The sequence below is a fragment of the Chryseobacterium sp. Chry.R1 genome, assembly GCF_039645525.1.
Lineage (GTDB): Bacteria > Bacteroidota > Bacteroidia > Flavobacteriales > Weeksellaceae > Chryseobacterium > Chryseobacterium proteolyticum.
This window is the reverse complement of record NZ_CP151793.1, coordinates 213,457-239,276: the sequence shown is the minus strand read 5'-3', so window position 1 is coordinate 239,276 and position 25,820 is coordinate 213,457. Positions and strand designations below refer to the sequence as shown.

23 protein-coding genes are annotated in these 25,820 nt (G+C 36.8%); 18 read left to right on the top strand and 5 right to left on the bottom strand.

Annotated elements, in window-relative coordinates; all coding sequences use genetic code 11:
• Positions 1-4 precede the first annotated feature (4 nt).
• The 3 genes from AAEU33_RS01165 to AAEU33_RS01155 all read left to right on the top strand — a co-directional run bounded on the left by AAEU33_RS01165 (position 5) and on the right by AAEU33_RS01155 (position 3,018).
• Positions 5-949: a hypothetical protein gene (locus tag AAEU33_RS01165; RefSeq protein ID WP_345990580.1), complete on the top strand. Its 945-nt coding sequence runs from the start codon at positions 5-7 to the stop codon at positions 947-949.
• Positions 950-1,173: 224 nt separating this feature from the next.
• A complete protein-coding gene (locus AAEU33_RS01160; protein WP_345990578.1) occupies positions 1,174-1,785 on the top strand; it encodes a TerD family protein in 612 nt (203 codons plus the stop codon).
• 195 nt (positions 1,786-1,980) lie between these two features.
• Positions 1,981-3,018: a TerC/Alx family metal homeostasis membrane protein gene (locus AAEU33_RS01155; protein WP_172283786.1), complete on the top strand. Its 1,038-nt coding sequence runs from the start codon at positions 1,981-1,983 to the stop codon at positions 3,016-3,018.
• Between the two features lie 76 nt (positions 3,019-3,094).
• Here the strand turns inward: AAEU33_RS01155 and AAEU33_RS01150 are convergent, their stop codons facing one another.
• Positions 3,095-4,090 carry a catalase gene (locus AAEU33_RS01150; protein ID WP_345990577.1) on the bottom strand — a complete coding sequence of 332 codons (996 nt, stop codon included), beginning with the start codon at positions 4,088-4,090 and terminating at the stop codon, positions 3,095-3,097.
• 131 nt (positions 4,091-4,221) lie between these two features.
• On the opposite strand from AAEU33_RS01150, the gene AAEU33_RS01145 reads away from it, so the two are divergent.
• From AAEU33_RS01145 to AAEU33_RS01125, 5 genes are all read left to right on the top strand, one after another.
• The gene (locus AAEU33_RS01145; protein ID WP_172283790.1) at positions 4,222-4,656 is read left to right on the top strand and encodes an FKBP-type peptidyl-prolyl cis-trans isomerase; all 435 of its coding nucleotides are present in this window, start codon (positions 4,222-4,224) and stop codon (positions 4,654-4,656) included.
• 163 nt (positions 4,657-4,819) lie between these two features.
• Positions 4,820-5,770 carry a hypothetical protein gene (locus AAEU33_RS01140; RefSeq protein ID WP_172283792.1) on the top strand — a complete coding sequence of 317 codons (951 nt, stop codon included), beginning with the start codon at positions 4,820-4,822 and terminating at the stop codon, positions 5,768-5,770.
• Between the two features lie 67 nt (positions 5,771-5,837).
• Positions 5,838-6,248 (top strand): Rrf2 family transcriptional regulator, encoded by a 411-nt coding sequence (locus AAEU33_RS01135; RefSeq protein WP_172283794.1) that lies wholly within the window; start codon positions 5,838-5,840, stop codon positions 6,246-6,248.
• Positions 6,249-6,306: 58 nt separating this feature from the next.
• The gene (locus AAEU33_RS01130) at positions 6,307-6,960 is read left to right on the top strand and encodes an NAD(P)H-binding protein (protein WP_172283796.1); all 654 of its coding nucleotides are present in this window, start codon (positions 6,307-6,309) and stop codon (positions 6,958-6,960) included.
• Between the two features lie 15 nt (positions 6,961-6,975).
• Positions 6,976-8,151 (top strand): MBL fold metallo-hydrolase, encoded by a 1,176-nt coding sequence (locus AAEU33_RS01125; RefSeq protein WP_345990574.1) that lies wholly within the window; start codon positions 6,976-6,978, stop codon positions 8,149-8,151.
• Positions 8,152-8,401: 250 nt separating this feature from the next.
• On the opposite strand, the gene AAEU33_RS01120 is transcribed toward AAEU33_RS01125, so the two are convergent.
• On the bottom strand, positions 8,402-9,436 hold the full coding sequence (locus AAEU33_RS01120) for a peptidoglycan DD-metalloendopeptidase family protein (protein ID WP_345990572.1): 1,035 nt from the start codon (positions 9,434-9,436) through the stop codon (positions 8,402-8,404).
• A gap of 221 nt (positions 9,437-9,657) precedes the next feature.
• On the opposite strand from AAEU33_RS01120, the gene AAEU33_RS01115 reads away from it, so the two are divergent.
• The 6 genes from AAEU33_RS01115 (at position 9,658) to AAEU33_RS01090 (ending at position 16,369) form a co-directional block, all read left to right on the top strand.
• Positions 9,658-10,698 (top strand): NAD(P)H-dependent glycerol-3-phosphate dehydrogenase, encoded by a 1,041-nt coding sequence (locus tag AAEU33_RS01115; protein WP_172283800.1) that lies wholly within the window; start codon positions 9,658-9,660, stop codon positions 10,696-10,698.
• A gap of 228 nt (positions 10,699-10,926) precedes the next feature.
• Complete coding sequence (locus AAEU33_RS01110) at positions 10,927-11,949, top strand: LLM class flavin-dependent oxidoreductase (RefSeq protein ID WP_345990570.1); 1,023 nt, start codon at positions 10,927-10,929, stop codon at positions 11,947-11,949.
• Between the two features lie 10 nt (positions 11,950-11,959).
• The gene (locus AAEU33_RS01105; RefSeq protein WP_345990567.1) at positions 11,960-13,048 is read left to right on the top strand and encodes an NAD(P)-binding domain-containing protein; all 1,089 of its coding nucleotides are present in this window, start codon (positions 11,960-11,962) and stop codon (positions 13,046-13,048) included.
• 192 nt (positions 13,049-13,240) lie between these two features.
• Entirely contained in the window at positions 13,241-14,746 is a 1,506-nt protein-coding gene (mqo, locus tag AAEU33_RS01100; protein ID WP_172283803.1) for a malate dehydrogenase (quinone), read from the top strand.
• A 321-nt stretch (positions 14,747-15,067) separates the two neighbouring features.
• The gene (locus AAEU33_RS01095; RefSeq protein ID WP_345990565.1) at positions 15,068-15,502 is read left to right on the top strand and encodes a hypothetical protein; all 435 of its coding nucleotides are present in this window, start codon (positions 15,068-15,070) and stop codon (positions 15,500-15,502) included.
• Positions 15,503-16,369 (top strand): AadS family aminoglycoside 6-adenylyltransferase, encoded by an 867-nt coding sequence (locus AAEU33_RS01090; protein WP_345990564.1) that lies wholly within the window; start codon positions 15,503-15,505, stop codon positions 16,367-16,369.
• On the opposite strand, the gene AAEU33_RS01085 is transcribed toward AAEU33_RS01090, so the two are convergent.
• Entirely contained in the window at positions 16,366-17,946 is a 1,581-nt protein-coding gene (locus AAEU33_RS01085) for a GMC family oxidoreductase N-terminal domain-containing protein (RefSeq protein WP_345990562.1), read from the bottom strand. The genes AAEU33_RS01090 and AAEU33_RS01085 overlap by 4 nt on opposite strands.
• A gap of 106 nt (positions 17,947-18,052) precedes the next feature.
• On the opposite strand from AAEU33_RS01085, the gene AAEU33_RS01080 reads away from it, so the two are divergent.
• The 4 genes from AAEU33_RS01080 to AAEU33_RS01065 all read left to right on the top strand — a co-directional run bounded on the left by AAEU33_RS01080 (position 18,053) and on the right by AAEU33_RS01065 (position 22,730).
• Positions 18,053-18,670, top strand: a complete 618-nt coding sequence (locus AAEU33_RS01080; RefSeq protein ID WP_345990560.1) for a DUF1684 domain-containing protein — start codon at positions 18,053-18,055, stop codon at positions 18,668-18,670.
• Between the two features lies 1 nt (position 18,671).
• Positions 18,672-19,145 (top strand): GNAT family N-acetyltransferase, encoded by a 474-nt coding sequence (locus AAEU33_RS01075; RefSeq protein ID WP_273650758.1) that lies wholly within the window; start codon positions 18,672-18,674, stop codon positions 19,143-19,145.
• A 73-nt stretch (positions 19,146-19,218) separates the two neighbouring features.
• Positions 19,219-20,028, top strand: a complete 810-nt coding sequence (locus AAEU33_RS01070) for an SDR family oxidoreductase (RefSeq protein ID WP_345990558.1) — start codon at positions 19,219-19,221, stop codon at positions 20,026-20,028.
• 47 nt (positions 20,029-20,075) lie between these two features.
• Complete coding sequence (locus tag AAEU33_RS01065) at positions 20,076-22,730, top strand: glucosidase (protein WP_345990557.1); 2,655 nt, start codon at positions 20,076-20,078, stop codon at positions 22,728-22,730.
• A 136-nt stretch (positions 22,731-22,866) separates the two neighbouring features.
• Here the strand turns inward: AAEU33_RS01065 and recO are convergent, their stop codons facing one another.
• Both recO and AAEU33_RS01055 read right to left on the bottom strand, forming a co-directional pair.
• On the bottom strand, positions 22,867-23,553 hold the full coding sequence (recO, locus tag AAEU33_RS01060; RefSeq protein ID WP_345990555.1) for a DNA repair protein RecO: 687 nt from the start codon (positions 23,551-23,553) through the stop codon (positions 22,867-22,869).
• Complete coding sequence (locus AAEU33_RS01055) at positions 23,553-25,820, bottom strand: hypothetical protein (RefSeq protein WP_345990553.1); 2,268 nt, start codon at positions 25,818-25,820, stop codon at positions 23,553-23,555. The genes recO and AAEU33_RS01055 overlap by 1 nt, the downstream gene beginning before the upstream one ends.

Genomic DNA, 25,820 nt, shown 5'->3' with positions numbered 1-25,820 from the left:
ACCGGTGAATGATGAAGCTGTAACCATACTGTCTCAGAGTAAAAGAAGATTAACGAAACTTAAACTTCTTGCCAACTTCTTTGAAAATGTTAATATAATATCCATTTACATTAAAACAGATATTATACATAATCTGTTCAATGAAAATAAGACACTGGATTTTCAGAAGCTTGAGCTTTTTCACCTTCAGTATACGGACAGCCTGATAGAATTGTTGACCAAGATAAAGAAGAAAAAGGAAAACGATCTGCTGGCGGTTATTAATGAAATTGATATTAATAATCAATATATTTCAGCTTTTGAAGAAAGGAAAGTTGATAGTTTTGAAATAGACAGGAAAATGTACAGCGGTATATTTTCTACGCATTTGAAAAATTTGTATAAAGATCTTACAGAAGATAAATTCACCCTGAACTGGAATGATGTTTTATATTTTCATAAAAAATATGCAACGGAATTTTACAGAACGGAGGCAGATGAATCAAAACTTAAGCTTCATCCGGTTCCTTCTTACCAGTACAATGATTATTTTATTGAAAGGAAATTATTAGGTAAGCTTAATATACAAAACTTTAAAGTACGCTTTATGTGTGGTTACAGAATCGACAGAAATGAATATGAGTTATTTCGGATCTTTCAATTGGATGAACACTTTATCTTCAACATTGAGGAGAAGAGATTATACCTGATCGATGATGAGCTTGCGTACTTAAATACTGCGGAAAATGAATCGAACCAGATTGTGATTATCAACCAGCTAAAGAGGAAAAATCAGGAGCTGGAGGAATCAATCGGTGAAAGAAAACGTACACTACCTGAAGATGTAGAGTCTGTTTTAAAAGACTATCTTCGAAACTTAGAAAACGTTGATATTATGAGCAAAATATTTGATGTCAATGAAGAAACAAATATTCTGCGTGCAATGCTTAATTTGAATTTGAATAATTAGGAAGAAGGGAAAATGCAAATTTGCTGAATTGTAAAAAGGCCAAATTGTATTATTTGTAGAAACTGTAAAATAGTTACTATAAGATAAAAAAGGAAGCAATTTCACAATTATTCAGTTTAACGGATTAACTTAAAAAGAAGCTACCTTCAAAAAAGGTAGGATAAAAGTAATTTTGCGATTCAGAGGTTTCGCAGTTCACTAAAAAAATAATTAAACATAAAAAAATGGCTATTAACTTACAGAAAGGTCAAAGAATTAATCTTACCAAAGAAAACGGAACTACTCTTACGCAAGCCTGTGTGGGAATTAACTGGGGGGCGATTGAGAAAAAGAGCTTTTCCGGGGGAAGTAAAAAAGAAGCAGTAGACTTAGATGCGAGCTGTATTTTATATGATTCCAATAAAAATGCAACGGAAGTAATCTACTTCGGAAACCTAAAGTCTAAAAACGGATCTGTTAAGCATAGTGGTGATGATCTTACAGGGGATGTAGACGGAGATGACGGTTTGGATAATGAGGTTATTACGGTGGATTTCAATCAGCTGGATCCCGGTGTTGAGCATGTTGCCCTGGTTTTGAACAGCTACAGAGGCCAGGATTTCGGGACCATTCCGTTTGCATCCATTCGTATTTATGAGGGAACACCGACTAATGTAAAAGAAGTTTTCGCTAAATATGATATTGCTAACGACAAATCATTCAGCGGGCATGTTGCGATGGTAATGGGAGTTTTTTACAGAAGAAACGGGGAATGGAAATTCAACGCAATCGGAGATCCTACCGCAGACAGAAAACTGGAGCAGACAATCCAGACCGTACAGCAAAAGTATTTATAAGAAAAAATACAGCAAATAGATTGATTTACAGGCATACCGAGCTGGTTATTGTTTGAAACATAAATTTACTAAACAAAACTTTTGTCAGGCTTAGTTATGCTGAAATTGGTTATATTTACGCGCATTAAAATAAATGGCAATAATTGTACTCTGTACAGCTATTGCTTTTATCGTATATAATAAACACATAGTAAAGTGGAAAAACATCAAAGTATTTTAGAACTGCATCCTGGATTGGTGTGGGGATTTGCGGTAACGGTTGTTATCATGTTGCTTCTCGATTTGGGAGTTTTCAACAAAAAAAGTCACGAAGTTTCATCTAAAGAAGCAACGATCTGGTCTGTAGTGTGGATTTCATTGTCCATGATCTTTTCAGGAGTGGTATATTGGGTGTTCAATCAGGCTGATGGGCATCATCTTGCTGTAGAAAAGTTTACCCAGTACCAGGCTGCTTACTGGATAGAAAAAGCCCTTTCGGTGGATAACCTGTTTGTATTTATCCTTGTTTTCGGATTTTTTAAAGTTCCGAAATATTTACATCATAAAGTTTTGTTCTGGGGAATTATAGGCGCGTTGATTTTCAGGGCGATATTTATTTTTGCAGGAGTCGAGCTGATCAATTTAACTTATTTACCTGAAATGCACATTTTTGGTGAAGCTGTTAAGATTAATATTGTAATGGCACTCTTTGGTATTTTCCTTATTTACGCTGGTATTAAATCCTGGGGTGACGGAGGCGATGATGAGGATGAAGATTTCAGTAATACTGCCGGGGCAAAGCTTATCAAGAGCTTCTGGAAAGTTGCCGATAATTATGATGGAGATAAGTTCTTTACCGTTAAAAACGGGATCAGAATGGCGACTCCACTTTTGGTTGTTGTAGGAGTAATAGAATTTACAGATGTTCTTTTCGCTGTAGATTCAATTCCTGCTATTTTCGCGATTTCTGATGATCCGTTCATTCTTTATACTTCGAATATTTTTGCAATTCTAGGACTTAGATCATTGTATTTCCTATTAGCGAATTTTATTCATATGTTCAGTAAATTACCTTACGGATTAGCTATCATCCTATCTTTCATTGGTGTTAAGATGTTAATTGCACCATGGATTCATATTTCATCACCAATCTCATTAGGGGTCGTGGGTGGAGTACTGGTGATTTCAGTTATTTTATCAATCATGTTCCCTGAAAAAGAGGACGAAGCAAAAGAAAAGCTTGAAGAAAAATAAATCATAAAGCCTTACTTAAAAGTAAGGCTTTTTTATTGAATCTAGTTTTTTTATTTCGTGCCAATTGTTTTCAAGGCTATCCATGCAACAGTTTATTGATCTTGCGCCGGGTCTGTACAGATACCTTATACGCTTCATCCCGGAGTTTCTGGATTTTACCAACAGGCTGAAAAATGGTTTTACTTTCAAACGGATTAAAAGACAAGAGTTCATTTTCACACGATCGCTCCAATATACCGTCTTTTCTGATTATTACTTCGCCTATTTTGATAAGTGGAGCATTCTTCCATTCACGATTTAAAATGTTAATCGGCTGATCTTTTAAATCGCAGCACACCTGAATAAATACATCTGCCACATAATCATGGGAAGAAAAGTAATTTTCAATAGCTTCACGGGTACCTGTTTTTTTTCCAAAATTCTTCTCCGGAGATTGAGGTTTTAGCTGTATTTTGATCATATATTCGCCTAACCGGTAGGCTCCGATAGAGTGAAAATCAAATGAAAGGAAGAAATTGTTACGCCGGCTGATCAACCTGAACAGATGCTTTAAAAATGAAAAGGTGAATACTGATGGGATTATTTTTATTATCTGGTAAGCAAGAGGAAATACATGGTTCCATTTTTTTATAAAAAATTGGTTTATTGAGGTAAAAAGCTTCAAAAATGTACTTACTGAGTTAACCGGGAACAAAGGGAAATTAACCAATGGGTAATTGGCCAGAACATCGCCGGTTTCGTCTTTTATTTTTACTGAAAAACCGTAGGCTGGCATTTCTTTTTTCGATTTTGTAATTTTAAGATGTGCATTGGAAAACCTGATGATAAGATCATATTTTTCCTTATCAAAAAAGGGTTGCAGATTATCGGGTAGATTTGTATTTACTTTGAACTCTCCCTTTAGAACCGCATATGTTGTAGCATGGGCATTTCGCGTCGCATAATCTACATCGCTGATAATGGATGACTGTTCAACAAAATCTGAAATACTTTTTTTGTTGATTGTAAGAAGTTCTTTTTCCTCCTCCGTCAGTTCATTGAATTTCTTATTATATAATATTGGGCTTGGCATTAATTTTTAAATCCAATTATAACACCAAGTTTCGAATTGCATGTTAAGATAATGTTATTTTAGTGTTTTATCTGCTTAACATTCGGTTTTCAGTGTTTTTCAGAAAGTTTATCTTTGTAAAAAATTAAATAATGGGAGTAGCGGATATGTTATTTAAACGCAAAAAAGAACTGGCAGAAAAAAATCTTAATGAGGGAAAAGCCTTCATGGAAGAAAATGCCAAAAAGGATGGTGTTGTAACGTTGCCAAGCGGATTGCAGTATGAGATCATTACAGAAGGTAATGGAGCTCAGCCTAAAGCAAAAGATACGGTAAAATGTCACTACCACGGAACCACAATCAAAGGGGAGGTTTTTGATAGCTCTGTAAAAAGAGGAACTCCGGCGTCATTTCCTTTGAATAGAGTAATATCCGGATGGACAGAAGCTCTTCAGCTAATGCCGGTAGGAAGTAAATGGAGATTATTCCTTCCTCCTAACCTGGCTTATGGTGAGGAACAGATCAGCAAAGAAATTGGTCCGAATAGTACCCTTATTTTTGAAGTTGAACTATTGGGAATTAAATAATTTACTGATTAAATAAAGCTTAAAATTTACCCGATTTCTGGGTAAATTTTTTTATTTACTTTAAATTCGTATTTTAGATTTTAAGTTGTTTAAATAGGTGATAGATTATTTTTAATAATGCATGCAATCTCCTTCAACAGCTGACTACACAAAAATAGATTGAATGAAAAAGCTGCTTTACCTTTTTGCTATTTTTAGCTTAATAACTTCATGTGTTTCCAAAAAAAATCAGGCCATAAAGCAGAATATTCTTACTTTAAAAGATAGCTACTGCAAAGCCCCGTTCCAATACAATTACAGCAAAAAGCTTCCTTCCTATAATTCTGACTCTATTCTGGCTGCGAACAAGGAGCTTAAAGGAATGTTTTCCGATCAGAGTATCCTTATCCTGAATGCTCTGGATAATCTGGACGAAGTGCATCAGATTATGGAACTTAAAAAAGATACCTCACTAAGTGCTCAGGTTAAAGTTTTACAGCTTAAAACTAAAATTAACAGTAAAATTACGATTGCACTCACAGAGCTGGATGCTGTAGCGGCTGAATTTGATTGCGAAGGAGAGCGGGTGGCTCAGATTGGAAGCTATGTAGATAATCTTAATGCTTCCAGGAATAATAAACTTATTTTATATTCCATTGTGGCAGGAGCTGCGGCATCCATTGCGGGAGGAATTGTAAAAGATGAGGGATGGAGCAGTGCAATAGATATTGGTGGGGGTGCTTTGGGAGCCGGATTCGGATTGGCTACCCTAAACCCGAAGGGTAAGAAGGTAGAGTTTATCCATCAAAGAAATCTCCTCAGGGATATATGGAACGAAAGACTTGAATCTCCTAATTTTCCACCATTTATCTGGTACATGTATACCGAGAAGAAGTTTTCCAATAAAGAATCAAGTTCCATCATCCAGAGTATGAAACAAAGGTGGCTTCATTATCAGTTCGATGATGATAGGAAAGCTGCAGACAGTTCGGTTATTTTTAGTGATGGAGGATTTTATCGGGCCGATGACCTGCAAAACCGTGCAGCAATGCTTAATCAGATGCAATCAGCAACAAGGACGATCAATCAGAACATCAACTATTTGCTTTTGGATTTGGATAAATTGGTACTTTAAGAAAAATTTAACTGTAATAAATTTTGTTACAATTAAAAAATTGTTTTACCTTTGTCCTGTAATTAAAATGAACAATACAAGATTTGCTACGGCAGTACATATTATGACCTTATTGGCAGATAGTCCGGAGGAGTGGTTAACTTCTGAGTGGATGGCTGGCAGTATTAATATTAATCCTGTTGTTGTTCGTAAAGAGTTAGGGGTTTTAAGAAACGCTGGTCTGGTTGCAAGCAGACAAGGTAAAGAAGGAGGAAGCCAGCTTTCGAGGAATGCGAGCGAAATCCGTATTTCTGATATCTACTCAGCAGTAAAAAACACTGAAGTTCTGGGTAAAAAAAATCTAAATCCTAATCCGGCTTGTAATGTTGGAAAAGAGATTAATAATCATTTAAACACATTATTCAGCGAGACAGAAAAGTTAGTGATTCAATTTTTAGGGGATAAAACATTACAGGAGTTTTGTGATCAATTCAATTAAAATTTTTTACCCTTAAATGTAACAAAATTTATTACAATTTAATTTAAAAATAAACATTATGAAAAAAGTAGCAGTAATTGGTGCAACAGGATTTGTAGGTTCACATGTAGTGAAAGAATTGGAAAACAGAGGTTATGAAGTAGAGGCGATCGTAAGAGATGCTTCTAAAGTAGAGCAGAATGACAAAGTAAAGGCTAAAAGTGTTGATGTAAACAATGTAGAACAGCTAGCCGAAAATTTAAAGGGAATTGATGCTGTAATCAGTACTTACAACGCCGGATGGACAAATCCGAATCTATACAATGACTTTCTTACCGGTTCAGAAAACATTGAAAAAGCAGTTGAGAAATCGGGAGTAAAAAGACTTATAGTAGTAGGAGGTGCAGGAAGTCTTTATACACCGGATCATGTACAAATTGTAGACACGCCGGATTTTCCCGAAGCATATAAACCTGGAGCTACCGCTGCCAGAGATTATTTGAATAAGATCAAAGAAAATAATACGCTTGACTGGACCTTCTTTAGCCCTGCAATTGAAATGAACCAGGCTAACGTAGGAACAAGAACAGGAAAATACAGAACTTCTTTAGAAACTCCGGTATTGAATGAAGAGGGAAGAAGTATTCTGTCAGTAGAAGATGTAGCAGTTGTTCTGGTTGATGAATTGGAACAGAACAATCATATCCGTGAACGTTTTACAGCTGCTTACTAATCAAAACAACATTTTATGATGCTGAGAAAAAAATTATTATCATTACTGGCTGTCTTAGTTTTTGTAGGGAATGCATGGGCTGGAAACCTAAAAATAAAAGTATATAATCCGGGAGCAAAAGCTATTTTTCCGATTACCTCTACTCTTGTATACGGAGATAAAGATGCCATACTGATTGATGCACAATTCCAAAAACAATATGCGGAAGAGTTGGTAAAGGAAATAAAAGCGACAGGCAAAAATCTGAAAACCGTTTTTATTTCGCACAGCGACCCTGACTTTTATTTTGGGCTTGATGTTATTAAAAAAGCATTTCCTAACGTAAGGATCATTTCCACTGCGCAGACAGCTTACCTTATTTCAGCTTCTAAAGATGATAAGCTGGCAGTATGGAATCCTCAGTTGAAAGCGGATGCTCCCTCAGAGGTTTATGTTCCTCAGGCTGTAGACTCAATTCCCGATTTGGAAGGAAATAAAATTGAGATCAGACAGAACCCTGACGATCCTGCCCATAGTTTTCTGTGGATTCCTTCGTTAAAAACAATTGTTGGAGGTATTTCCGTTTCTGTAGATTCTCATATCTGGATGGCAGATACTCAAAACAATGAAGCTATTGATAAATGGATTGCACAGATTGACGCAATGAAGGCTTTGCAACCACAACAGGTTGTTCCGTCCCATTTTGCACAACTAAATTTGTCTCCGCAATCTTTGGACTTTGTTAAAAAGTATCTGGAAAACTACAAAAAGGCTGTCCACGAAAACAAAAGCTCAGACGCTATCGTGAAATATATGGTGAGTCAATATCCGGATCTTCCCGGAAAAGAAGAACTGGAGATGGGGGTTAAAGTGTTTCTGGGCGAGATGAACTGGGATCTGAGAACACCATATCCGGCAATCGGAAGAAAGGTTGAAGTGGATTTTGGAAAAGGAAAATTTGTATTGGATTATAAAGATAATAAAACGATGTCTTTTAGTGGTACAGAAGCTTTTAAAGGTATTTCAGATACTGTTGAGTATACGGCAACTGAGATTGCAAAAAATATATTCATGGTGTATTGGCATGAACCTAAAACCGGTGAAAATGTTACCCATATTCAGGATTATAATAAAAACATAATTTATACGAATATTGCTGGAAAAGACGGATCGTTCGATCATTTTAAAGTACCGTTTAAAATCTTGAAATAAAATAATAAATAAAAACTCGGCTGCCTGATGGCAGCCGAGTTTTTTTAATCCAATAATTCATTTAGGTATTTTAATTAGAAGACTTATTGTAGCCGGCAACCTTAGCGGATTCTTGATTGATTAAAATTAAAACGATAGAATCTTTGTGTATAAAACTCTCTCAGATATAACGGATTACACAGTCTCTTTTTCAAGTATAAATTTCGAATAAAATAACAAAAACGGCTGTCGAAAGACAGCCGTTTTTATATTATAAATTCATAAATAATTTCGGATTCACCGGAGTATTGTTTTTGTGCACTTCATAATGAAGATGAGGACCTGTGGAACGTCCTGAATTTCCGGATTTGGCAATCACCTGACCTACTTTTACCTTATCGTTTACTTTTGCGATCAATTCGGATAAGTGGCCGTATAAAGTTGCCAAGCCATTTCCATGGGAAACAATTACGCAATTCCCATAACCTCCCTTCTGTCCTGAGAAAATAATGGTTCCGGCTGCCGCTGCTCTTACATCAGAACCATAAGCAACAGCAATGTCCAGACCTTTATGAAATTGCATCTGATCTGCTTCGGCAGGTGGATTATTTTTTTCTGTTGGTGCTGTTTTGGAAGATGACGGATTGGCGGCTAAGGTTTTTGTAGAGGTTGATACAGCGGATGGAGTAGCAGCATTGGTTGCTTTTGGAGTAACCATTACTTTTACCTCTCTTTTATTTCCGTAACTGTCTGTCAATTCAATGATCTTTTCAACAGGTTCGGCTTTCACTTCCGGTTTTGGAGCTGCGGCAACTGCTGGTTTAGAATCTGCAACCGCACTTGTCCTTACGGAAGCATAGACGGTCTTAAATGGAATAGGATTTTTTCTGACTCCAAAATTGGACGAAATATATCCGTCAGTTGGCATTCCCAATGGAACCTGCATCAGTTTTTTTTGTAAATCCATTAAATATTGACTGTAACGGTTGGCTTGTTTGGCCAGATAGACAGAGTTTGAAATACTGTCTTTACTCAGAAACATCAGCTTTTCACTAGGAACATCTTTAGACTTCAGGAATGAGTTAAGCTGTGCTACGGTTTGATCTACTAAAGTAAGATCTGTTTTCATTTTTAAGTAATCTACACTGTCTTTTTCAGTGTTTATTTTTACAAGGTTTACTTCGTATGTTTTATCATCCTTTTCGGAAGATAACTTAGCTATAAAGATGCCTTGAGCAAAAACTACCAGTAAAAGTCCTCCCAGGAGTATATTTACCTTCTTTTTGCTGCTTAGAAATTTATTCATATTTCTTCAGTTAGTATTAAAACAGTATTAGCCTGCAAATTTAATTAAAAAACGGTTTTATGAATTATTTTTAATTAAAATTTACTTATTTCTGTATTTAACGTGGATTTAAAGGTTTAATTGTGTGAAAGTGTTAATGTTTTCAAAAAATTAGGTTTTATCACGCTCCGAAAGAGTTCTTAATTTTTTGTTTTAATATCTTTGCAGTTCACATTTCAATTATGGCGAAAAAGAAAACTATTTCAGAATCTTCAAATCCGAAAAAGAATAAAAGTGAAGTTTCCGTAGGAGTGGTAGGAAGTGGAAGTTTTGCAACTGCGATTGTAAAAATGCTTGTTGAAAACTGTAAAGTAGTACATTGGTGTGTACGAAGTGAATTTGTAAAAGGAGCTATTGAGCTTCGCGGGCACAATCCTACTTATTTAACTGCAGTTAACTTTAATCTTAAAAATTTAAAACTGACAACTGATATCAATGAGCTTGTTACAGCCTGTGATATTATTGTACTGGCAACTCCTTCTATTTATCTTTCAGATACATTGGATAAGATGACCTGCGATTATAAAGATAAAATTTTTGTTTCTGCGATTAAAGGGATCATTCCTAAAGTAAACGATGTGGTTGCTCATTATCTGAGAGATGAATTTCAGATCGGATTTCGAAATCAGGCGGTAATTGCCGGACCTTGTCATGCTGAAGAAGTAGCGATGGAACGTCTTTCTTATCTTACCGTAGCCACTGTAGAGGATGAAGTTTCCGAAAAACTGTTGAATATCTTTAATTCCGATTTTATAAAAGTCCACTCAAGTAAAGATATCTTAGGAAACGAATACAGTGCAATCCTTAAAAATATTTTCGCCATTGGTGCAGGAATAGCAAGTGGCTTGGGTTATGGAGACAACTTCACGGCCGTATTTGTGTCGAATGCGATCAGAGAAATGGAAACATTCCTTGAAGCCATATATGAGGCACCGCGAGATGTTAATGAAAGTGCCTATCTAGGAGACTTATTGGTGACGGCCTATTCATTGTTTTCCAGAAACAGAAGTTTAGGGAATCTGATAGGAAAAGGATACACTGTAAAATCTGCTATCCAGTCCATGAACATGGTAGCAGAAGGATACTACGCAGCTAACTCTATTTATAAAACGGCTAAACAAAAAAATCTGAAACTTCCGATTGTTGATACCATTTATGGAATTCTGTATGAAGGTAAAAATGCAGAAAAACAGTTTAAAAAGCTGACCGCAAAATTGAACTAAAACGACTTGAAAATTACAGGACAGAATATAAACATCCGCAATTTGCTGATGTTTTTTTATTGGAGACTATTTTTACCGGGGCACAGATCTTTGATTCAGTTCAGTGTATAAAAACGGAATGCAATCTGTCTTGTATCTGAAATGTATTGGTAAATAGTAAGGACTTGGTATATTCCGAACTTACCATATGATAATATTTCAAGAGATTACATTTTGTAAATTAGATACATGAAAAAGATAGGATTTTTATCGTTTGGACATTGGGGAAATCATCCTTCATATGATACCAAAACAGCAGGTGACACTCTGTTACAATCCATAGATCTGGCTGTAGCTGCGGAAGAAATTGGGATTGACGGAGCGTACTTTCGAGTGCATCATTTCGCTAACCAGTTGGCGTCGCCGTTTCCTTTGTTAGCGGCTATTGGTGCCAAAACCAAAAAAATTGAAATCGGAACGGGTGTCATCGATATGCGGTATGAAAACCCATTGTATATGGTAGAAGATGCCGGTGCAGCAGATTTGATTTCTGGAGGCCGGTTACAATTAGGCATCAGTAGAGGTTCACCAGAACAGGTCATTGATGGTTGGCGATACTTCGGATATGATTTGGAAGATGGACAATCAGATGTCGATATGGGACGTCGTAAAGGTTTGGAGTTTTTTGATTTGTTGAGAGGAGAAGGGTTTGCTCAACCTAATCCTAATCCGATGTTTCCTAATCCTCCAGGATTATTGCGGATAGAACCCCATTCTGAAGGATTACGTGATCGCATTTGGTGGGGCTCGGCTTCGGATGCCACTGCAGTTTGGGCGGGAGAAACCGGTATGAATCTGCAAAGCTCTACTTTGAAGTTTGATGAAAGTGGAAAACCTTTTCACATTCAGCAGGCTGAACAAATTCGTTTGTATAAAGAGGCTTATAAAAAAGCAGGACATACACGGACCCCGAGAGTCTCTGTGAGCCGGTCTATTTTCGCAATCGTCAACGATCAGGATAGATATTATTTCGGGCATGAAGCCGACAGAACAGATAAAATAGGTGTTTTAGAGGGGAACCAACGTGCTATTTTCGGAAGAAGTTATGCTGCTGAACCGGAACAGCTCATTAAGGAGTTGGCTCAGGATGAAGCCATTCAGGAAGCAGATACTTTATTATTGACAATTCCCAATACATTGGGTGTGGATTACAATGTACATGTACTTGAATCCATTTTGAAATATGTTGCTCCTGAATTGGGGTGGCGTTAAAAAATCTGAAATGGCAGGAAAAATTTGGTATAAAACAAAAATTGCAGTTATTGGAGCCGGGCAAGCCGGACTTTCTACAGCATATCACCTCAAAAAAATGGGACTGGAAATCGGTCGGGATTTTATTATTTTAGATGCTGCACCTTCAGCTGGAGGTGCATGGCAATCCCGTTGGGACTCCCTGACCTTGAGTACAGTAAACCGCATTCATGATCTGCCGGGAATGTCATTTGAAGAAACTATTCAGGGAAATGAAAAGGAAGTCCGTGCTAATATTGCCGTTCCGCATTATTATGATTTGTATGAGAAAGAGTTTGGATTACAGGTCTATCGGCCCGTAAAGGTTGAAAAAGTGAGCCTGAACGGAGAACGGTTTTATATTGATACATCGTCTGTTTCCTTTTCTGCATTAGGCATCATTAATGCTACGGGAACCTGGGAAAATCCATACATCCCGGAATATCCGGGTGCTAAGCTTTTTAAGGGGGAACAGCTGCATACTCGGAATTTTAAAAATGCTGAATACTTCAGGGGAAAACACGTGATCATTGTCGGAGGTGGTATTTCTGCAATTCAATTGCTGGATCAGATTTCAAAAGTAACCACCACTACATGGGTTACACGAAGGCCTCCGGAGTTTCGTGAAGGACCGTTTGATGATATGGCCGGGAGTTTAGCCGTTGCGATGGTTGATAAAAGAGTGAGAAGCGGATTATTGCCAACATCTGTTGTTTCGGTAACGGGATTACCAGTTACTGATGAAATTAAAAATATGGAAAAAAGAGGTGTTCTCAAACGGTTTCCTATGTTCAGTGAGATTACGGAAGAAGGTGTTAAGTGGGAAGACGGAAGACAGGAAAAAGCTGATGTCATTCTTTGGAATACGGGTTTCCGCTGGTCTCTGTCTCATTTAGATGCTGTTTTGCCTAAGGAAGAAGGTGGAGGTATCATCATGTCCGGCAGACTTGCTACTGAAGTTTCAAAAGAGCCGAGAATTCATTTGGTGGGTTATGGGCCTTCAGCTTCCACTATCGGAGCAAACAGAGCTGGAAGTGCTGCGGCAAGGGAATTGGTTAAGACTCTGGGAATTGAGAAGTAAATTGATGTCTAATTAGAAGCATTTCGTATTCATCAATCCATAACCTGAATGGTGTACAAAATTTGACCTAAAATTTTGTACTTTTTCTAGTGCAGATACAGGTTAGATATTCTTAATAACTTTTGTGTTAAAATCCTTAAACGCAATCTTCTTTTTAAAACTTTTCACGAAATTAGTAGTAAATTTTATGTTATGTCACATTCGCTTATAAGCAGAACGCCAAAACCAAAATATGACGTTGTACTCATTGGGGGTGGTATCATGAGTGCCACTTTAGCCACATTACTCCACGAATTTGATCCCGATCTGGAGATCGCAATTTTTGAAAGGCTTGGCAGGTTTGCCAAAGAAAGTACAGCAGCCTGGAATAATGCCGGAACAGGGCATTCAGCATTTTGCGAATTGAATTATACTCCGGAAAAAGAAGATGGGACCATTGATATTTCAAAGGCAGAAAGTATTGCAGAACAATTTGAAATTTCCAAACAATTTTGGTCCTATTTACTTCAAAAGGGATATATCAAAGATCCAAAAGATTTTATCAATTCATGTCCTCACATGAGTCTGGTATTTGGAGATAAGGACGCAGAATACCTGAGAAAGCGCCATGATAAGATGGTGAAATCCGTTTTATTTAAAGGAATGGAGTATTCTACGGATCATGAAAAACTGCGGGAATGGATTCCCTTAGTGATGAGCAAGAGAAATGCTTCTGAAGTAATGGCAGCAACCAAAATGGATCTGGGAACGGATGTTAATTTTGGTTCCCTTACCCGAAAAATGGGAAGACATTTATTAGAAGATTCCAATGTAGAGGTTTTTTTATATCATGAAGTAAAAGATATTGATCCCAGAGAAAATGGACAATGGGAAATGAAGGTTAAAGACAGGATTCACAATCACAAACAAGAAGTAGTTGCAGATTTTGTATTCATCGGTGCCGGAGGTTATGCGCTTCCGTTGCTTGATAGTTCAGATATTAAGGAAAGTGAAGGGTATGGAGGTTTTCCTGTTTCGGGTGAATGGCTGGTAACGCATAATCCTGAGCTGGTAGAAAAACATCAGGCTAAGGTATACACACAGGCTACAGTAGATGCTCCGCCAATGTCTGTTCCTCACCTTGACCTTAGAATTATTGACGGTAAAAAAGCACTCCTGTTTGGACCTTTCGCCGGCTTTTCAACCAAGTTTTTAAAAGAGGGTAGTTATCTTGACCTTCCTGAAAGTGTGAATACAAAAAACATACGATCCCTTTTCGGGGCCTGGTGGCATAATATTCCTTTGACAAAATATCTAATTCAGCAGGTAGCCATGACGAAAGCTCAAAGGATGCAGCATTTAAGAGAGTTTGTTAAAGATGCCAATGAACCAGACTGGGAATTAAAAGTAGCCGGACAAAGAGTTCAGGTTATTAAAAAAGATGAAAAGGAAGGCGGAAAACTGGAATTCGGAACCGAAGTGGTTGTTAATAAGAGTGGAACCATTGCCTCTTTACTGGGAGCTTCACCGGGAGCTTCTACTGCTGTTTATGCTATGCTTAATGTTCTTGAGAAGTGCTTCGGTGAAAAACTTCACGGGGAGTGGAAAGACAAATTAGTGGAAATGATCCCTTCTTACGGACAAAAACTTGCAGATAATCCTGAACTTACAGATAAAGTGAGAGCTTATACGAAAGAGAAGCTGGAGCTGCATTATTAGTATAGATAAAAGATAAAAGATAAAAGATAAAAGATAAAAGATAAAAGATAAAAGATAAAAGATAAAAGATAAAAGATATTAGAGATAAGCTTCTTGAATTAAAAAATGTCCGCAGTGAAATTGATGGGGAGTGCTGAAATTTTGATGCGATATTTTCTCTGAAGCATTATTTATATCAATGAATAAATTAATATCAATAATAGTAAAAAAGCCAATTCCATGAATTGGCTTTTTATATTGTAAAGTATTTTTCCAATAAAAATTCCTTAACACAATCATAATCCATTCAAAATATACATTTCAATTGAAATTTAAATAAATTTGCAGGATATTATTTGTTATTCATATAAAGCCGTGGAAGAAATTGTTGTAAAGCCTATTATTGCCAGAGAACTTCTTGAATCCCTTAAGACAAAAGTGGAAGAGGAGAAGCAGGTTATTGTGCACTGCTGCTTCCCGGCCTCTCCTTTTTTGGGCAACCTTATCCGGATATGGAATACCACGTATCTTTTTGATAACAGTTCGGAGCATCAAAGTAAGCTGATCCACGCTGAGAATATTACAATATTTCCGGATTGGACTCCGGTTCCTTTTATGCGGGATTTTTGGTTTACACTCATATTTTCAGGGTTACCAAAAGATTGTAAAAGTTTTGATCTTAAAGAAGTTATTCCTGAAGAAGGTGGATTTTTTGTACAATCCATCAAGAGAAATGCAATGGATGTATACAGAGTGAAAATATCAGAATCTTATTAAATGAAAACCAGAGAAAAAAAATTACAACAGATCATTGACTGGGCGAAAACGAATCCGGATATTCGTGCTGTTTTGTTAACCAGCTCATTAGTAAATCCTTATGCTCCTGTTGATGATTTTAGTGATCTGGATATTGAACTTGTCTTTGAAAAAATGAAACCATATGAATCTGATAAGTCATGGTTGGAACTTTTTGGGGCGCCCATGTCAATGGTAGAAGAAGATGAAACATTTTTTGACGGAGTCCATGCAATGAAAATGGTTTTGTATGAAGATCTTGTGAAAGTGGACTTCAAACTCTATGAAAAATCTGAATTTATAAAAGAAATAAAAAAAGATGAGCTTCCTGAAGATTGGGACGTAGGCTATAAAGTTCTGATCGATAAAGATGAGTTGACAAAGAATCTCAAGGACCCGACTTATCAGTCTGTGATGATTAAAAAACCCACAACGGAAAGGTTTCAGCAACTGATGAATGATTTCTGGTGGGACACAACTTATGTGGCAAAATGCCTTAAGCGTGAAGATATTTTTTATGCTAAATTTATGAGTGAGGATGTAATCAGAACTGATTATCTTGTTCCTTTGTTGGAATGGTATATTGCCAGTGAAAACGGATGGAACAATATAACGACGAATAAACACGGAAGACTTTTCAAAAAGTATTTGTCTCCAGATCTATGGAAAAGGATTGAAGCTACTTTTTCCGGAAGTAGTATTGAAGAAAACTGGAATGCTTTATTGGCATATGCAGATCTTTTTCATGAAATAGGAACTGACATAGCCAGAAAGCTCGAAACTTCATATCCTGAAGAGCATGAAAGTAAAATACGAAAGTACCTTACGATGATAAAGACTCAGGATTAGTCGAATTCATTTTGCCGGATTAAGTTTTCAATGCAGTATTCAGTAATTGCAACAATCGTTACAAAAGGATTCACGCCAATGGTTCCCGGAATTAAAGATCCGTCCAGGATGAAAAGATTTTCATGATCTTTTAATTTACCATATTGATTGGTGGCTTCACCTAATACACAACCTCCTAACGGATGATAACATATATTAGGCCCAAAACCATTTTTAAAAAGAAAATGGCTTCTGGTACCTCCATTAACCCGGTTCATTTTCCGGATAAAATAATCTGCATTCTCTCTCATCTTTTTTGTATGACTTTCATTCCAGTCAATATGGAGTCTTTGAGTTGTGGTATCAAAAGATACCTTTCCCTTTTTATCAACTCTGTTGATTAGCAGATATAGTGCAGTAGCCACATCCATACCCATTGGCAATGGTGCAATCTCCGTGAAAAAAGGATGTTCTTTATCTTCCCAGTTATCAACTCCACCTACAGGAATAGTGGATTGCTGAACTCCTGTACCTCCGGACAGAGGTCTGACCCAGTTTCTGCCGGTCATAAAGTTTCCGTTATTACCCCAATTTTCCCCTACATTACTGTTGAGTGGAAGCTGGTTTTTCGCATGGGATTTTAAAAGAAGCTCTAAAGTTCCCATAGTTCCTGCAGATACAATCAGCTTTTTACAATGAAAAATTTTCTCTTTGATTACTTCTCCAGAGGTATTGATCTGTGTAACATCCAGTGTATAACTTTTGTCATCATTTAATTTGATGGCAGTAACTGAATGGAGATCCAGTATTTCAAGATTTCCCGTGTCTGATGCTTTTTTTAAATACGTTTTATCAAGACTGTTTTTACCATGATTATTTCCATAGATCACTTCCGTATTAAGTGCAGATCTCGGAACTTCATTTTTATATTCTCTCTCCATGTATTTGAAATCATACACATTCGGAACACGGATGGTTTTAAAGCCTGCTTTATGAGCCTCTTCTTCACCTACTCTTGTAAATTTATAATAAGGACAATCATGCAAAAACTGTTCATCAATCACATTGACTTTCAGCTCTTTTCTGGCAAGAGGAAAATAGTAATCATAAAACTTTTCGGCATCGAGCTGTGGAAAAACTTCTTTAAAATAACTTTCTTTAGGGGTTACAGCCATTCCGCCATTTACGATAGATCCTCCACCAACACCTCTTCCCATCCAGATATTGATATGTTCAAAATCCAGTCGGTCCAATGCACCTGTAAAAGGTTTTAAAGAGAACAGGTTCATAAAAGGTGCAATGGTCTTCTTTTTCAGCCATGCAGCACTTTCTCGGGGTTTTAATAAGTTGGAAAAAGGAATCCCGGATTTTTCCCAATTCAGTCCCATTTCAAGCATTAATACTTTTTTTCCCGCCTCACATAAACGCAAAGCTGCTACGGCGCCTCCGTATCCGGAACCGATAATAATGACAGGGGCATCCAAAATTTCTGTTTTTTCAGGAGATTTTGGAGCGGAACCATATAAAAGATGCGTACCTAAAAAGTAAAAGCCAGATATTCCAATGATACCTGTTTTAATGAACTCTTTTCTATTCATGTTCGTTATTTTCCAAAAACTATGCTAGAAAAACACAAAAAATTATAATTTTTAATTAAAATTAATGGGACTTTTTATTGTAATTTTAACCTTTAATAGATGAATAATGAAAAGATACCTGTTACTATTGCTGCTGTTTCCTTGTTTCGTTTTTTCGCAGAAATCAATCCTTAAGGAGAAGGTTGAAATCAAAAAATTCCAGAAGAACCTTAATGCAGAGTATTTAAATCCTAAAGAAACTCCTTTAAGAGGAGATAATTTTAAAAATTTTAAAGCACATCCTTTTTTTCCTGTGGATCTAAAATACAGAGTAGAAGCTAAGCTGGTACGAACAGCTAATGCTGAACCGTTTGAAATTCCTACTTCATCAGGAAAGACTAAACAATATAAAGAATATGGTAAGGCTAGCTTTACGTTGGAAGGGCAGGAGTATACGATTACTTTATATCAAAGTCTGGATCTTTTAAAACAAGAAAAATATAAAGACTATCTTTTCCTTCCTTTCCGTGACCTCACCAATGGAAAAGAAACTTATGGTGGCGGAAAATATATGGACCTTAAAATTCCGAAAGGAAACACTCTTATTCTGGATTTTAACCAGTCTTATCAACCGTATTGTGCCTATAACGCTTATGATTATAACTGTCCGGTTGTTCCCGAAGAAAATAAAATACCTGTGGAGATCCGTGCCGGAGTAATGTATAACGATATTTACCACCATTAATATGATTCATTTAGAATTTTACAAGCCCGAAGATTTTTCCGGAGTTAACTATACATTGGATGACGTTCAATCGCAGTATACATCAACTGCCGAATTTGCTATAGAGAGAATCAGAGAAAGAAATGATGGTAAAGGATTTTCTGTGACGATCTTTGAAAATGAGAATCCTGCAGGCTATTTTGCCTTGGATTTCGGTGATGATAAACTGGATCTTACCCATAATACGAAATCTGTTTTATTAAGATCATTGTCTATTAATCCCGATTTTCAGGGGAGAGGCATTGGAAAAGCTGCTATGAGTCTTGTAGACGATTTTGTAAAGAATCATTTTAAAGATTGTGATGAAATCGTTCTTGCTGTCAACGAAAACAATATTTCTGCATATGAGCTGTACATAAAAGTAGGCTACATATTCGAGGGAAAAACCAGAATGGGACGGAGTGGTCCGCAACGGCTGATGTATAAAAAACTTTAAGAAAATTTTAAAGTAAAAAAATTCTGCTTGGCGCGATCTTTCCACTAACTTTGAGTAACATCAAATAAAAAATATGGAAATATCCCTTCATAATCAGGTAGCTGTCGTTACGGGAGCATCAAGTGGAATAGGTACAGGAATCGCTAAATCCTTAGCTTCAGCAGGTGCCACGGTCATTGTTAATCATTCTTCAGAAAGATCCGTTGAGGAAGCCAAAGCTGTCTTAAAAGAAATAACGGATGCTGGAGGAAAAGGAATCACCTATCAGTGTGATGTTTCGAAAGAAGATCAGGTGATCGCTATGTTTCAGGAAGTGATTTCCCGATTCGGAACTGTGGATATTCTTGTTAATAACGCCGGGATTCAGAAAGATGCTAAGTTCACCGAAATGACCATGGATCAGTGGAATGCTGTAATTGGGGTTAATCTTACCGGACAATTTCTTTGTGCCAGAGAAGCCATTAAGGAGTTTCTTCGCAGGGGAATAGACCTTTCTCGTTCTAAGGCTTGTGGAAAAATCATTCATATCAGTTCTGTCCATGAAATTATTCCATGGGGAGGCCACGCTAATTATGCATCAAGTAAAGGGGCTATCCGTATGCTGATGCAAACCCTTGCACAAGAGTATGGAGCACAAAAAATTAGAGTTAATTCTATTTGTCCTGGGGCTATCCAGACACCAATAAATAAAAATGCCTGGGATACTCCGGAGGCACTCAACAGTCTTCTTAACTTAATTCCATACAATAGAATCGGACAACCGGAAGATATCGGAAACCTGACCGCTTTTCTGGCGAGTGATCTTGCAGATTATATAACAGGAACCAGCATTTTTGTAGATGGAGGAATGACGACTTTTGAAAGCTTTTCCACAGGCGGATAAATAATGATTTGCCTTTAATTTACTATTTCATTCTTAAAACTACATATATGACAGAACAGCAGAGACTTTCTGATATACAATGGAAAAAATGGGGTCCTTATGTAAGCAATAGGGAATGGGGGTTGGTACGTGAAGATTATAGTGCGAATGGAGATGCCTGGAATTATACCAATCATGATATTGCTGAAGCGAAGGCATATCGTTGGGGGGAAGAAGGGATTTGCGGGATTTGTGATGACTGGCAGAAATTGGTGTTTTCCATAGGGTTCTGGAATAAAAAAGATAAGATGATAAAGGAGCGTTTCTTTGGTCTTTCAAACGGCCAGGGAAATCACGGTGAAGATGTTAAAGAATATTTCTATTACCTCGATTCCACACCTACCCATTCCTACATGAAAATGCTTTATAAATATCCTCAGAATGCTTTTCCATATGAAGATCTGCTAAACATCAATGCAGGAAGAAGTAAAAATGAAGATGAATATGAATTGATAGATACCGGTATTTTTGAAAGGAACGAATACTTCGATATCTTCATTGAATATGCTAAAGAAGGGGCAAATGATATTTTAATACAATTAACGGTTACCAATAAATCTGAAAATGAAGCTCCGCTTATTATCTTACCAACACTTTGGTTCAGGAATACCTGGAGTTGGGGATATGATGATTATAAGCCTCTGCTAAGCTCAAAAGAATTTTCAAAGATTAAAATTGAGCATAAGGATCTTGAGGTCAGAAATATCTATTCCAAACAATCCCGGAAAACATTGTTTTGTGATAATGAGACCAATAATGAACGGATATATCGTTCGGCTAATAAATCAAAATACTGTAAGGACGGAATTAATGACTTTATCATTAATCAGAATTTATCGGCCATAAATCTGGAGAATAAGGGAACAAAAGCCTCTTTTTATATTGAAGATGATTTTAAAGCAGGAGAAACAAAGACCTTTGAGTTTCGGCTCTCCGATAAAGAATTATCAGAACCATTTCAGGATTTTGAGGCAATTTTCAATTCAAGAAAAAAAGAATCTGATGATTTTTATAATGACATCCAGAAAGGAATCCGGTCTGATGATGAAAAGCTGATTCAGAGGCAGGCATTTGCAGGCTTGTTGTGGAATAAAATGTATTATCATTATAATGTTGAAAAGTGGCTGAAAGGTGATCCTGCAGAAATGCCTCCACCTAAATCCCGTGGGAGAATAAGAAATTACGATTGGAAACATCTGAATAATGAACATATCATTTCGATGCCTGATAAATGGGAATATCCATGGTATGCAACCTGGGATCTGGCATTTCATGCCATAAGTTTTTCATTGATTGATCCCGATTTTGCTAAATATCAGTTAAAGTTGTTCCTGTTCGAATGGTATATGCATCCTAACGGGCAGTTACCTGCCTATGAGTGGGATTTCGGTGATGTAAACCCACCCGTTCATGCCTGGGCGGTTTTTAAAGTTTTTAAAATCGATGAATATCTGAAGGATAAGCCTGATCTTGAATTTCTGGAAAGTGCTTTCCAGAAGCTATTGATGAACTTTACATGGTGGGTGAATAAAAAGGATAACAACGGGAATAATATTTTTGAAGGCGGATTTTTAGGACTTGATAATATAGGCGTTTTTGACAGAAACAGTACACTCCCGAATGGAGAACAGCTGGAACAGGCGGACGGAACCAGCTGGATGGCGATGTTCGCACTCAATATGATGAGAATTGCCTTAGAACTGGCTCTCTATAACAGGGTTTATGAAGAGATGGCAATGAAATTCTTTGAACATTTCCTTTCTATCGCCCATTCTCTTGATAATATGGGTGATGAAAACTTTGGCCTCTGGGACGAAGAAGATGAGTTCTTTTATGATGCTATTTCTTCCAGTGATGGAAATCATATGTATCTTAAATTAAGGACAATAGTGGGACTCATTCCTATGTTTGCGGTTGAGGTAATTGACGATGAGGTGATTGAAAAACTTCCTAATTTTAAAAAGAGGATGCATTGGGTATTGGAAAATAAACCCGAACTGGCAGCCCTTGTTTCGCACTGGGAAGTGAAGGGGCAGGATTCAAAGCATTTGCTTTCCCTGCTGAGAGGACATCGCTTAAAGAGGCTCCTCAACAGGATGCTGGATCCAAACGAGTTTTTAAGTGATTATGGTGTGCGCGCCCTATCCAAAGTATATGAAAAAAATCCTTATACAATTAATCTCAATGGGGTTGATTATTCTGTAAAATATACACCTGCAGAAAGTGATAGTGGGCTTTTTGGTGGAAATAGTAACTGGAGAGGTCCTATCTGGTTTCCTATTAATTTTCTGATTATTGAGAGTCTTCAAAGTTTTTTCTTTTATTATAGTCCTGATTTTATGGTAGAATATCCTACTGGCAGTGGAAATTATTCTAATCTTGAGGAGATTGCAGATGCTCTAAGTAAAAGACTCGCAAAAATATTCCTTAAAGATGAAAATGGAAATCGGCCGGTCAATTCACAGTATCCAAGGTTTCAGACAGATCCTGATTTTAAGGATTACATTCTTTTTTATGAATATTTCCACGGTGATACAGGGCGTGGAGTAGGAGCTTCTCATCAGACAGGATGGACCGGACTGATATCTAAAATTCTTCAACCAAAATTCCCCAAAAAGGAAATAGCGGAATCTCAAACGGAATTGCCGGAAGAAACGAAATAGTTGAGCTGGGAGCAATTGGCTAAAAAGCAAGCGAGCAGAATAATAATGTATTAAATACAATTTCACAATTCAGCTACCTTACAACATAAACCGATGACAACCATAATAAAAATGAACTTATGATTGTGTAATTTACTTATTCAAATATCTGCTGGATCACTTCCAGGGAAGTTGGAATCTTAAAGTCTGTAATATGGTAATGGTAATAAACCAATATACTATCCAGGAGATCCTTTCTTAATGCTGAATGAATTTTTAATTCATAAGGATTCTGTGAAGAAATAATAGATTTCCAAGCGGCTGAGATCTCATGGCTGAATAATTGATGAGCCGGTTGATGTGAAAAAGTTCCTGTTTCCGGATCCAGATACTGGTGATGGTCGAGTAGGGGTGCTACACCCTGGATTTTTAAAATTTTAATTAAAAAAATCAAATGGGATTGATAATTCTTTAGAGAGAGTTCATCAATAAACTCGTCAATGGAAAAATAGAGATTAGAATTTTTATGTTCATTTCTCAGGATCTGATTAAGAAAATCTGAAATAAAGAAAACCACAGTATTGATCTTTATATCAGTGTAAATATCGTTGTTTTTTACCAACTCGAATCTGGTAACGGACGGTATTCCGCTACTTTTTCCCATAGGAATGGAAAAACTGAGTTGGTTTAACGGAAGCAATAATGCTTTTTTCTTATTTCTTTTGGAGTAAATCCCCTTCAGGAAAAAAGTCTGAAAACCTTCCTCTTCTGTAAAGCAATGAAGAACCGCATCATTTTCCCCGTATTTGATAAATGAAAGTAAAAATCCTTTTTGTGAATTCATTAATTAACCACAGCTATTTTGGCGGTCGCTTTATCAGAACCATCTTCATTGGTCATTAAGACAAAATAGATACCTGATGCTACTCTGGTTCCTCGCTGATTATTAAGGTCCCATTCATAATAACCACCTCTTGCTACTGCCGAGTGAATGACGTTTCCTGCAACATCAGTTATTCTTATGTTTGTTTTTTCCGCCAGACCTTTGATTGTAACTTTTCCTTTGAAATTAGAGTATACCACAGGATTCGGGTACACCACTACATTTCCGAAGCCCGAAGTTACATCCGCTACATCTCCCTGATAGGTTACAATTCCGTTGTAAGAAGCAAAATATACCTTTCCTGTTTTTCTGTCTACTTTAATATCAGTAATGCTGTTCGTAGGCAATGGTGAATTTTCTTTTGTAAAATGCTTTATGGTTCTTTGTCCATCTGAAGACAGATAATATACTCCTCCACCATCTACTGAAATCCATTTATAATCTCCTGCATCTACTTCTATTTGTAAAATTTGAGAATCACGGAAAAGCTCCTCGCCTAGATTATTCTGCTCAATGATAATAGGGTTTACAGTAGGATTGGGTTCTTTAATGGCTGTTACCGCATTGGATAAAACCCGTAACCCTGTGTCAGAACCGATCCACGCATCTCCGGCTTTATCAATGGCGACAGAAACCGTTCCTCCTGAATTGGTTGGAAATCCGCTGGCTTGAGTCAGGATATAAGCGGTGTCATCAGATACGTTTGTTGGAGTCTTTTTATAATCATATACTAAAAAGTTGTTCGTCCTTGGGATCGGTACCCATAAAAGATTTTCATAATATAGAGCTTTCTGCACACCGTGGCTCAGACCTGCTATTTCCTTTACGATAAAATTGTCAGCAGTTTTATCATACGGAACTATAGCCATAGATCCATTATCCATAAAACCTACAGTAGCAAATAAGTTATTTTGATCATCATAAGTTAAGCCTACAGGTCTATAGGCAAAGTTATTAGGTGGTGATAAGCTGTAATATTTTGTAAAATCAAAATCTTTATTCGTGCTGTTGTATTTCATTTTGTAAATACCCTGTCCTCCATATACATAATTGGTGAAATAGACTTCATCCAAATTGCTCGGATCGGCCACAGCATCTAAAATATTAAATGACTGTGTTTGTCCTATAAAATAAGATGAATATATCCATTGCATTCCGTTAAAGTAGTAGAAACCGGGGTTTCTAGGATTACTTATAGGAGTGTTGAATCTTGCTTCTCTACCTCCGGTTGAAACTAAAATTCGATTTTCACCATATAAATTAAGTTTATAAGCATAGTTGAAATAGGGACCATCCGGTTTAAATGCATTATTGGTTTCATCTTTAATTCCCGACAGAATAGTTCCTCCATATATCTTCGAACCTGTCCTTATGGCGGTATTACATTCTTCTCCTACACTCGCTGTCCCAACATAGTTTCCGTTGGTATTGAAAGTGTAAATCCTACTCTGATCGGTAATAATAATGCCATTTGAACTCACAACGATATCCTGTACTTTTCCAAAAGTCTGCGAAAGTGGAGTAGAGACACCATTATTAAAGATGTATGCTGTAGTTGCAGAAGAAAAGCTAATAACAGGATCAGAATCGATTTGGGTAAATGTTCCCGGGACATCAGTTGTCCAGGTAGAAAATACCGGAAAAGTCGTATTCATTTCGTGGCTCTTTAAACCAGTATTCGTTACAGAATATACCTTATTATCTACGATAGTTGCTTCATTACTCGCTTCGTATACACCTCCTGAAAGAAAAAAAGCAGAATCGTTAAACTCTTTTTTTCTAAGATCAAAAATAGAGACTCCATAGCCAACTGAAATAACAGCCTTATCTCCTGTAATTGATATATGATTGATTTTTTTGCTTCCGTTGTATCCTGTAGCAATGGGGATATCTACAACATAAGTAACACCGTCCGGAGTAACAATATCCAAGGAGCCGTTTTGATAACCAATAAGTCCGATCTTGGTTTGAGCATTGTAATCAAAAGCGGAAATACCTACTTCATGAAGACCATTTGCTTTGGATAACTTCGTAATTTCACCTGTCGAGATGGTATAATAGAATAGCCCGTTTTCTGCAGCTGCAATTATTTTCCCATTATCTTCTTTCATGGAGATAACATTGTTGTAGGAGAATATATCCGCCCATTTTTTTGAAGAAATAACCTGAGCATTAGCCATTTGAAAGCATGCTAAAATACCAAGGGAAATTATGGAGAGTTTTTTCAT

Excerpts from the sequence above, each read along its gene's own strand:
- AAEU33_RS01160 (WP_345990578.1), top strand. The coding sequence starts at position 1,174 with ATGGCTATTAACTTACAGAAAGGTCAAAGAATTAATCTTACCAAAGAA.
- AAEU33_RS01150 (WP_345990577.1), bottom strand. The coding sequence starts at position 4,090 with ATGCCAAGCCCAATATTATATAATAAGAAATTCAATGAACTGACGGAG.
- AAEU33_RS01145 (WP_172283790.1), top strand. The coding sequence starts at position 4,222 with ATGGGAGTAGCGGATATGTTATTTAAACGCAAAAAAGAACTGGCAGAA.
- AAEU33_RS01140 (WP_172283792.1), top strand. The coding sequence starts at position 4,820 with ATGAAAAAGCTGCTTTACCTTTTTGCTATTTTTAGCTTAATAACTTCA.
- AAEU33_RS01135 (WP_172283794.1), top strand. The coding sequence starts at position 5,838 with ATGAACAATACAAGATTTGCTACGGCAGTACATATTATGACCTTATTG.
- AAEU33_RS01130 (WP_172283796.1), top strand. The coding sequence starts at position 6,307 with ATGAAAAAAGTAGCAGTAATTGGTGCAACAGGATTTGTAGGTTCACAT.
- AAEU33_RS01125 (WP_345990574.1), top strand. The coding sequence starts at position 6,976 with ATGATGCTGAGAAAAAAATTATTATCATTACTGGCTGTCTTAGTTTTT.
- AAEU33_RS01120 (WP_345990572.1), bottom strand. The coding sequence starts at position 9,436 with ATGAATAAATTTCTAAGCAGCAAAAAGAAGGTAAATATACTCCTGGGA.
- AAEU33_RS01115 (WP_172283800.1), top strand. The coding sequence starts at position 9,658 with ATGGCGAAAAAGAAAACTATTTCAGAATCTTCAAATCCGAAAAAGAAT.
- AAEU33_RS01110 (WP_345990570.1), top strand. The coding sequence starts at position 10,927 with ATGAAAAAGATAGGATTTTTATCGTTTGGACATTGGGGAAATCATCCT.
- AAEU33_RS01105 (WP_345990567.1), top strand. The coding sequence starts at position 11,960 with ATGGCAGGAAAAATTTGGTATAAAACAAAAATTGCAGTTATTGGAGCC.
- mqo (WP_172283803.1), top strand. The coding sequence starts at position 13,241 with ATGTCACATTCGCTTATAAGCAGAACGCCAAAACCAAAATATGACGTT.
- AAEU33_RS01090 (WP_345990564.1), top strand. The coding sequence starts at position 15,503 with ATGAAAACCAGAGAAAAAAAATTACAACAGATCATTGACTGGGCGAAA.
- AAEU33_RS01085 (WP_345990562.1), bottom strand. The coding sequence starts at position 17,946 with ATGAATAGAAAAGAGTTCATTAAAACAGGTATCATTGGAATATCTGGC.
- AAEU33_RS01080 (WP_345990560.1), top strand. The coding sequence starts at position 18,053 with ATGAAAAGATACCTGTTACTATTGCTGCTGTTTCCTTGTTTCGTTTTT.
- AAEU33_RS01075 (WP_273650758.1), top strand. The coding sequence starts at position 18,672 with ATGATTCATTTAGAATTTTACAAGCCCGAAGATTTTTCCGGAGTTAAC.
- AAEU33_RS01070 (WP_345990558.1), top strand. The coding sequence starts at position 19,219 with ATGGAAATATCCCTTCATAATCAGGTAGCTGTCGTTACGGGAGCATCA.
- AAEU33_RS01065 (WP_345990557.1), top strand. The coding sequence starts at position 20,076 with ATGACAGAACAGCAGAGACTTTCTGATATACAATGGAAAAAATGGGGT.
- recO (WP_345990555.1), bottom strand. The coding sequence starts at position 23,553 with ATGAATTCACAAAAAGGATTTTTACTTTCATTTATCAAATACGGGGAA.
- AAEU33_RS01055 (WP_345990553.1), bottom strand. The coding sequence starts at position 25,820 with ATGAAAAAACTCTCCATAATTTCCCTTGGTATTTTAGCATGCTTTCAA.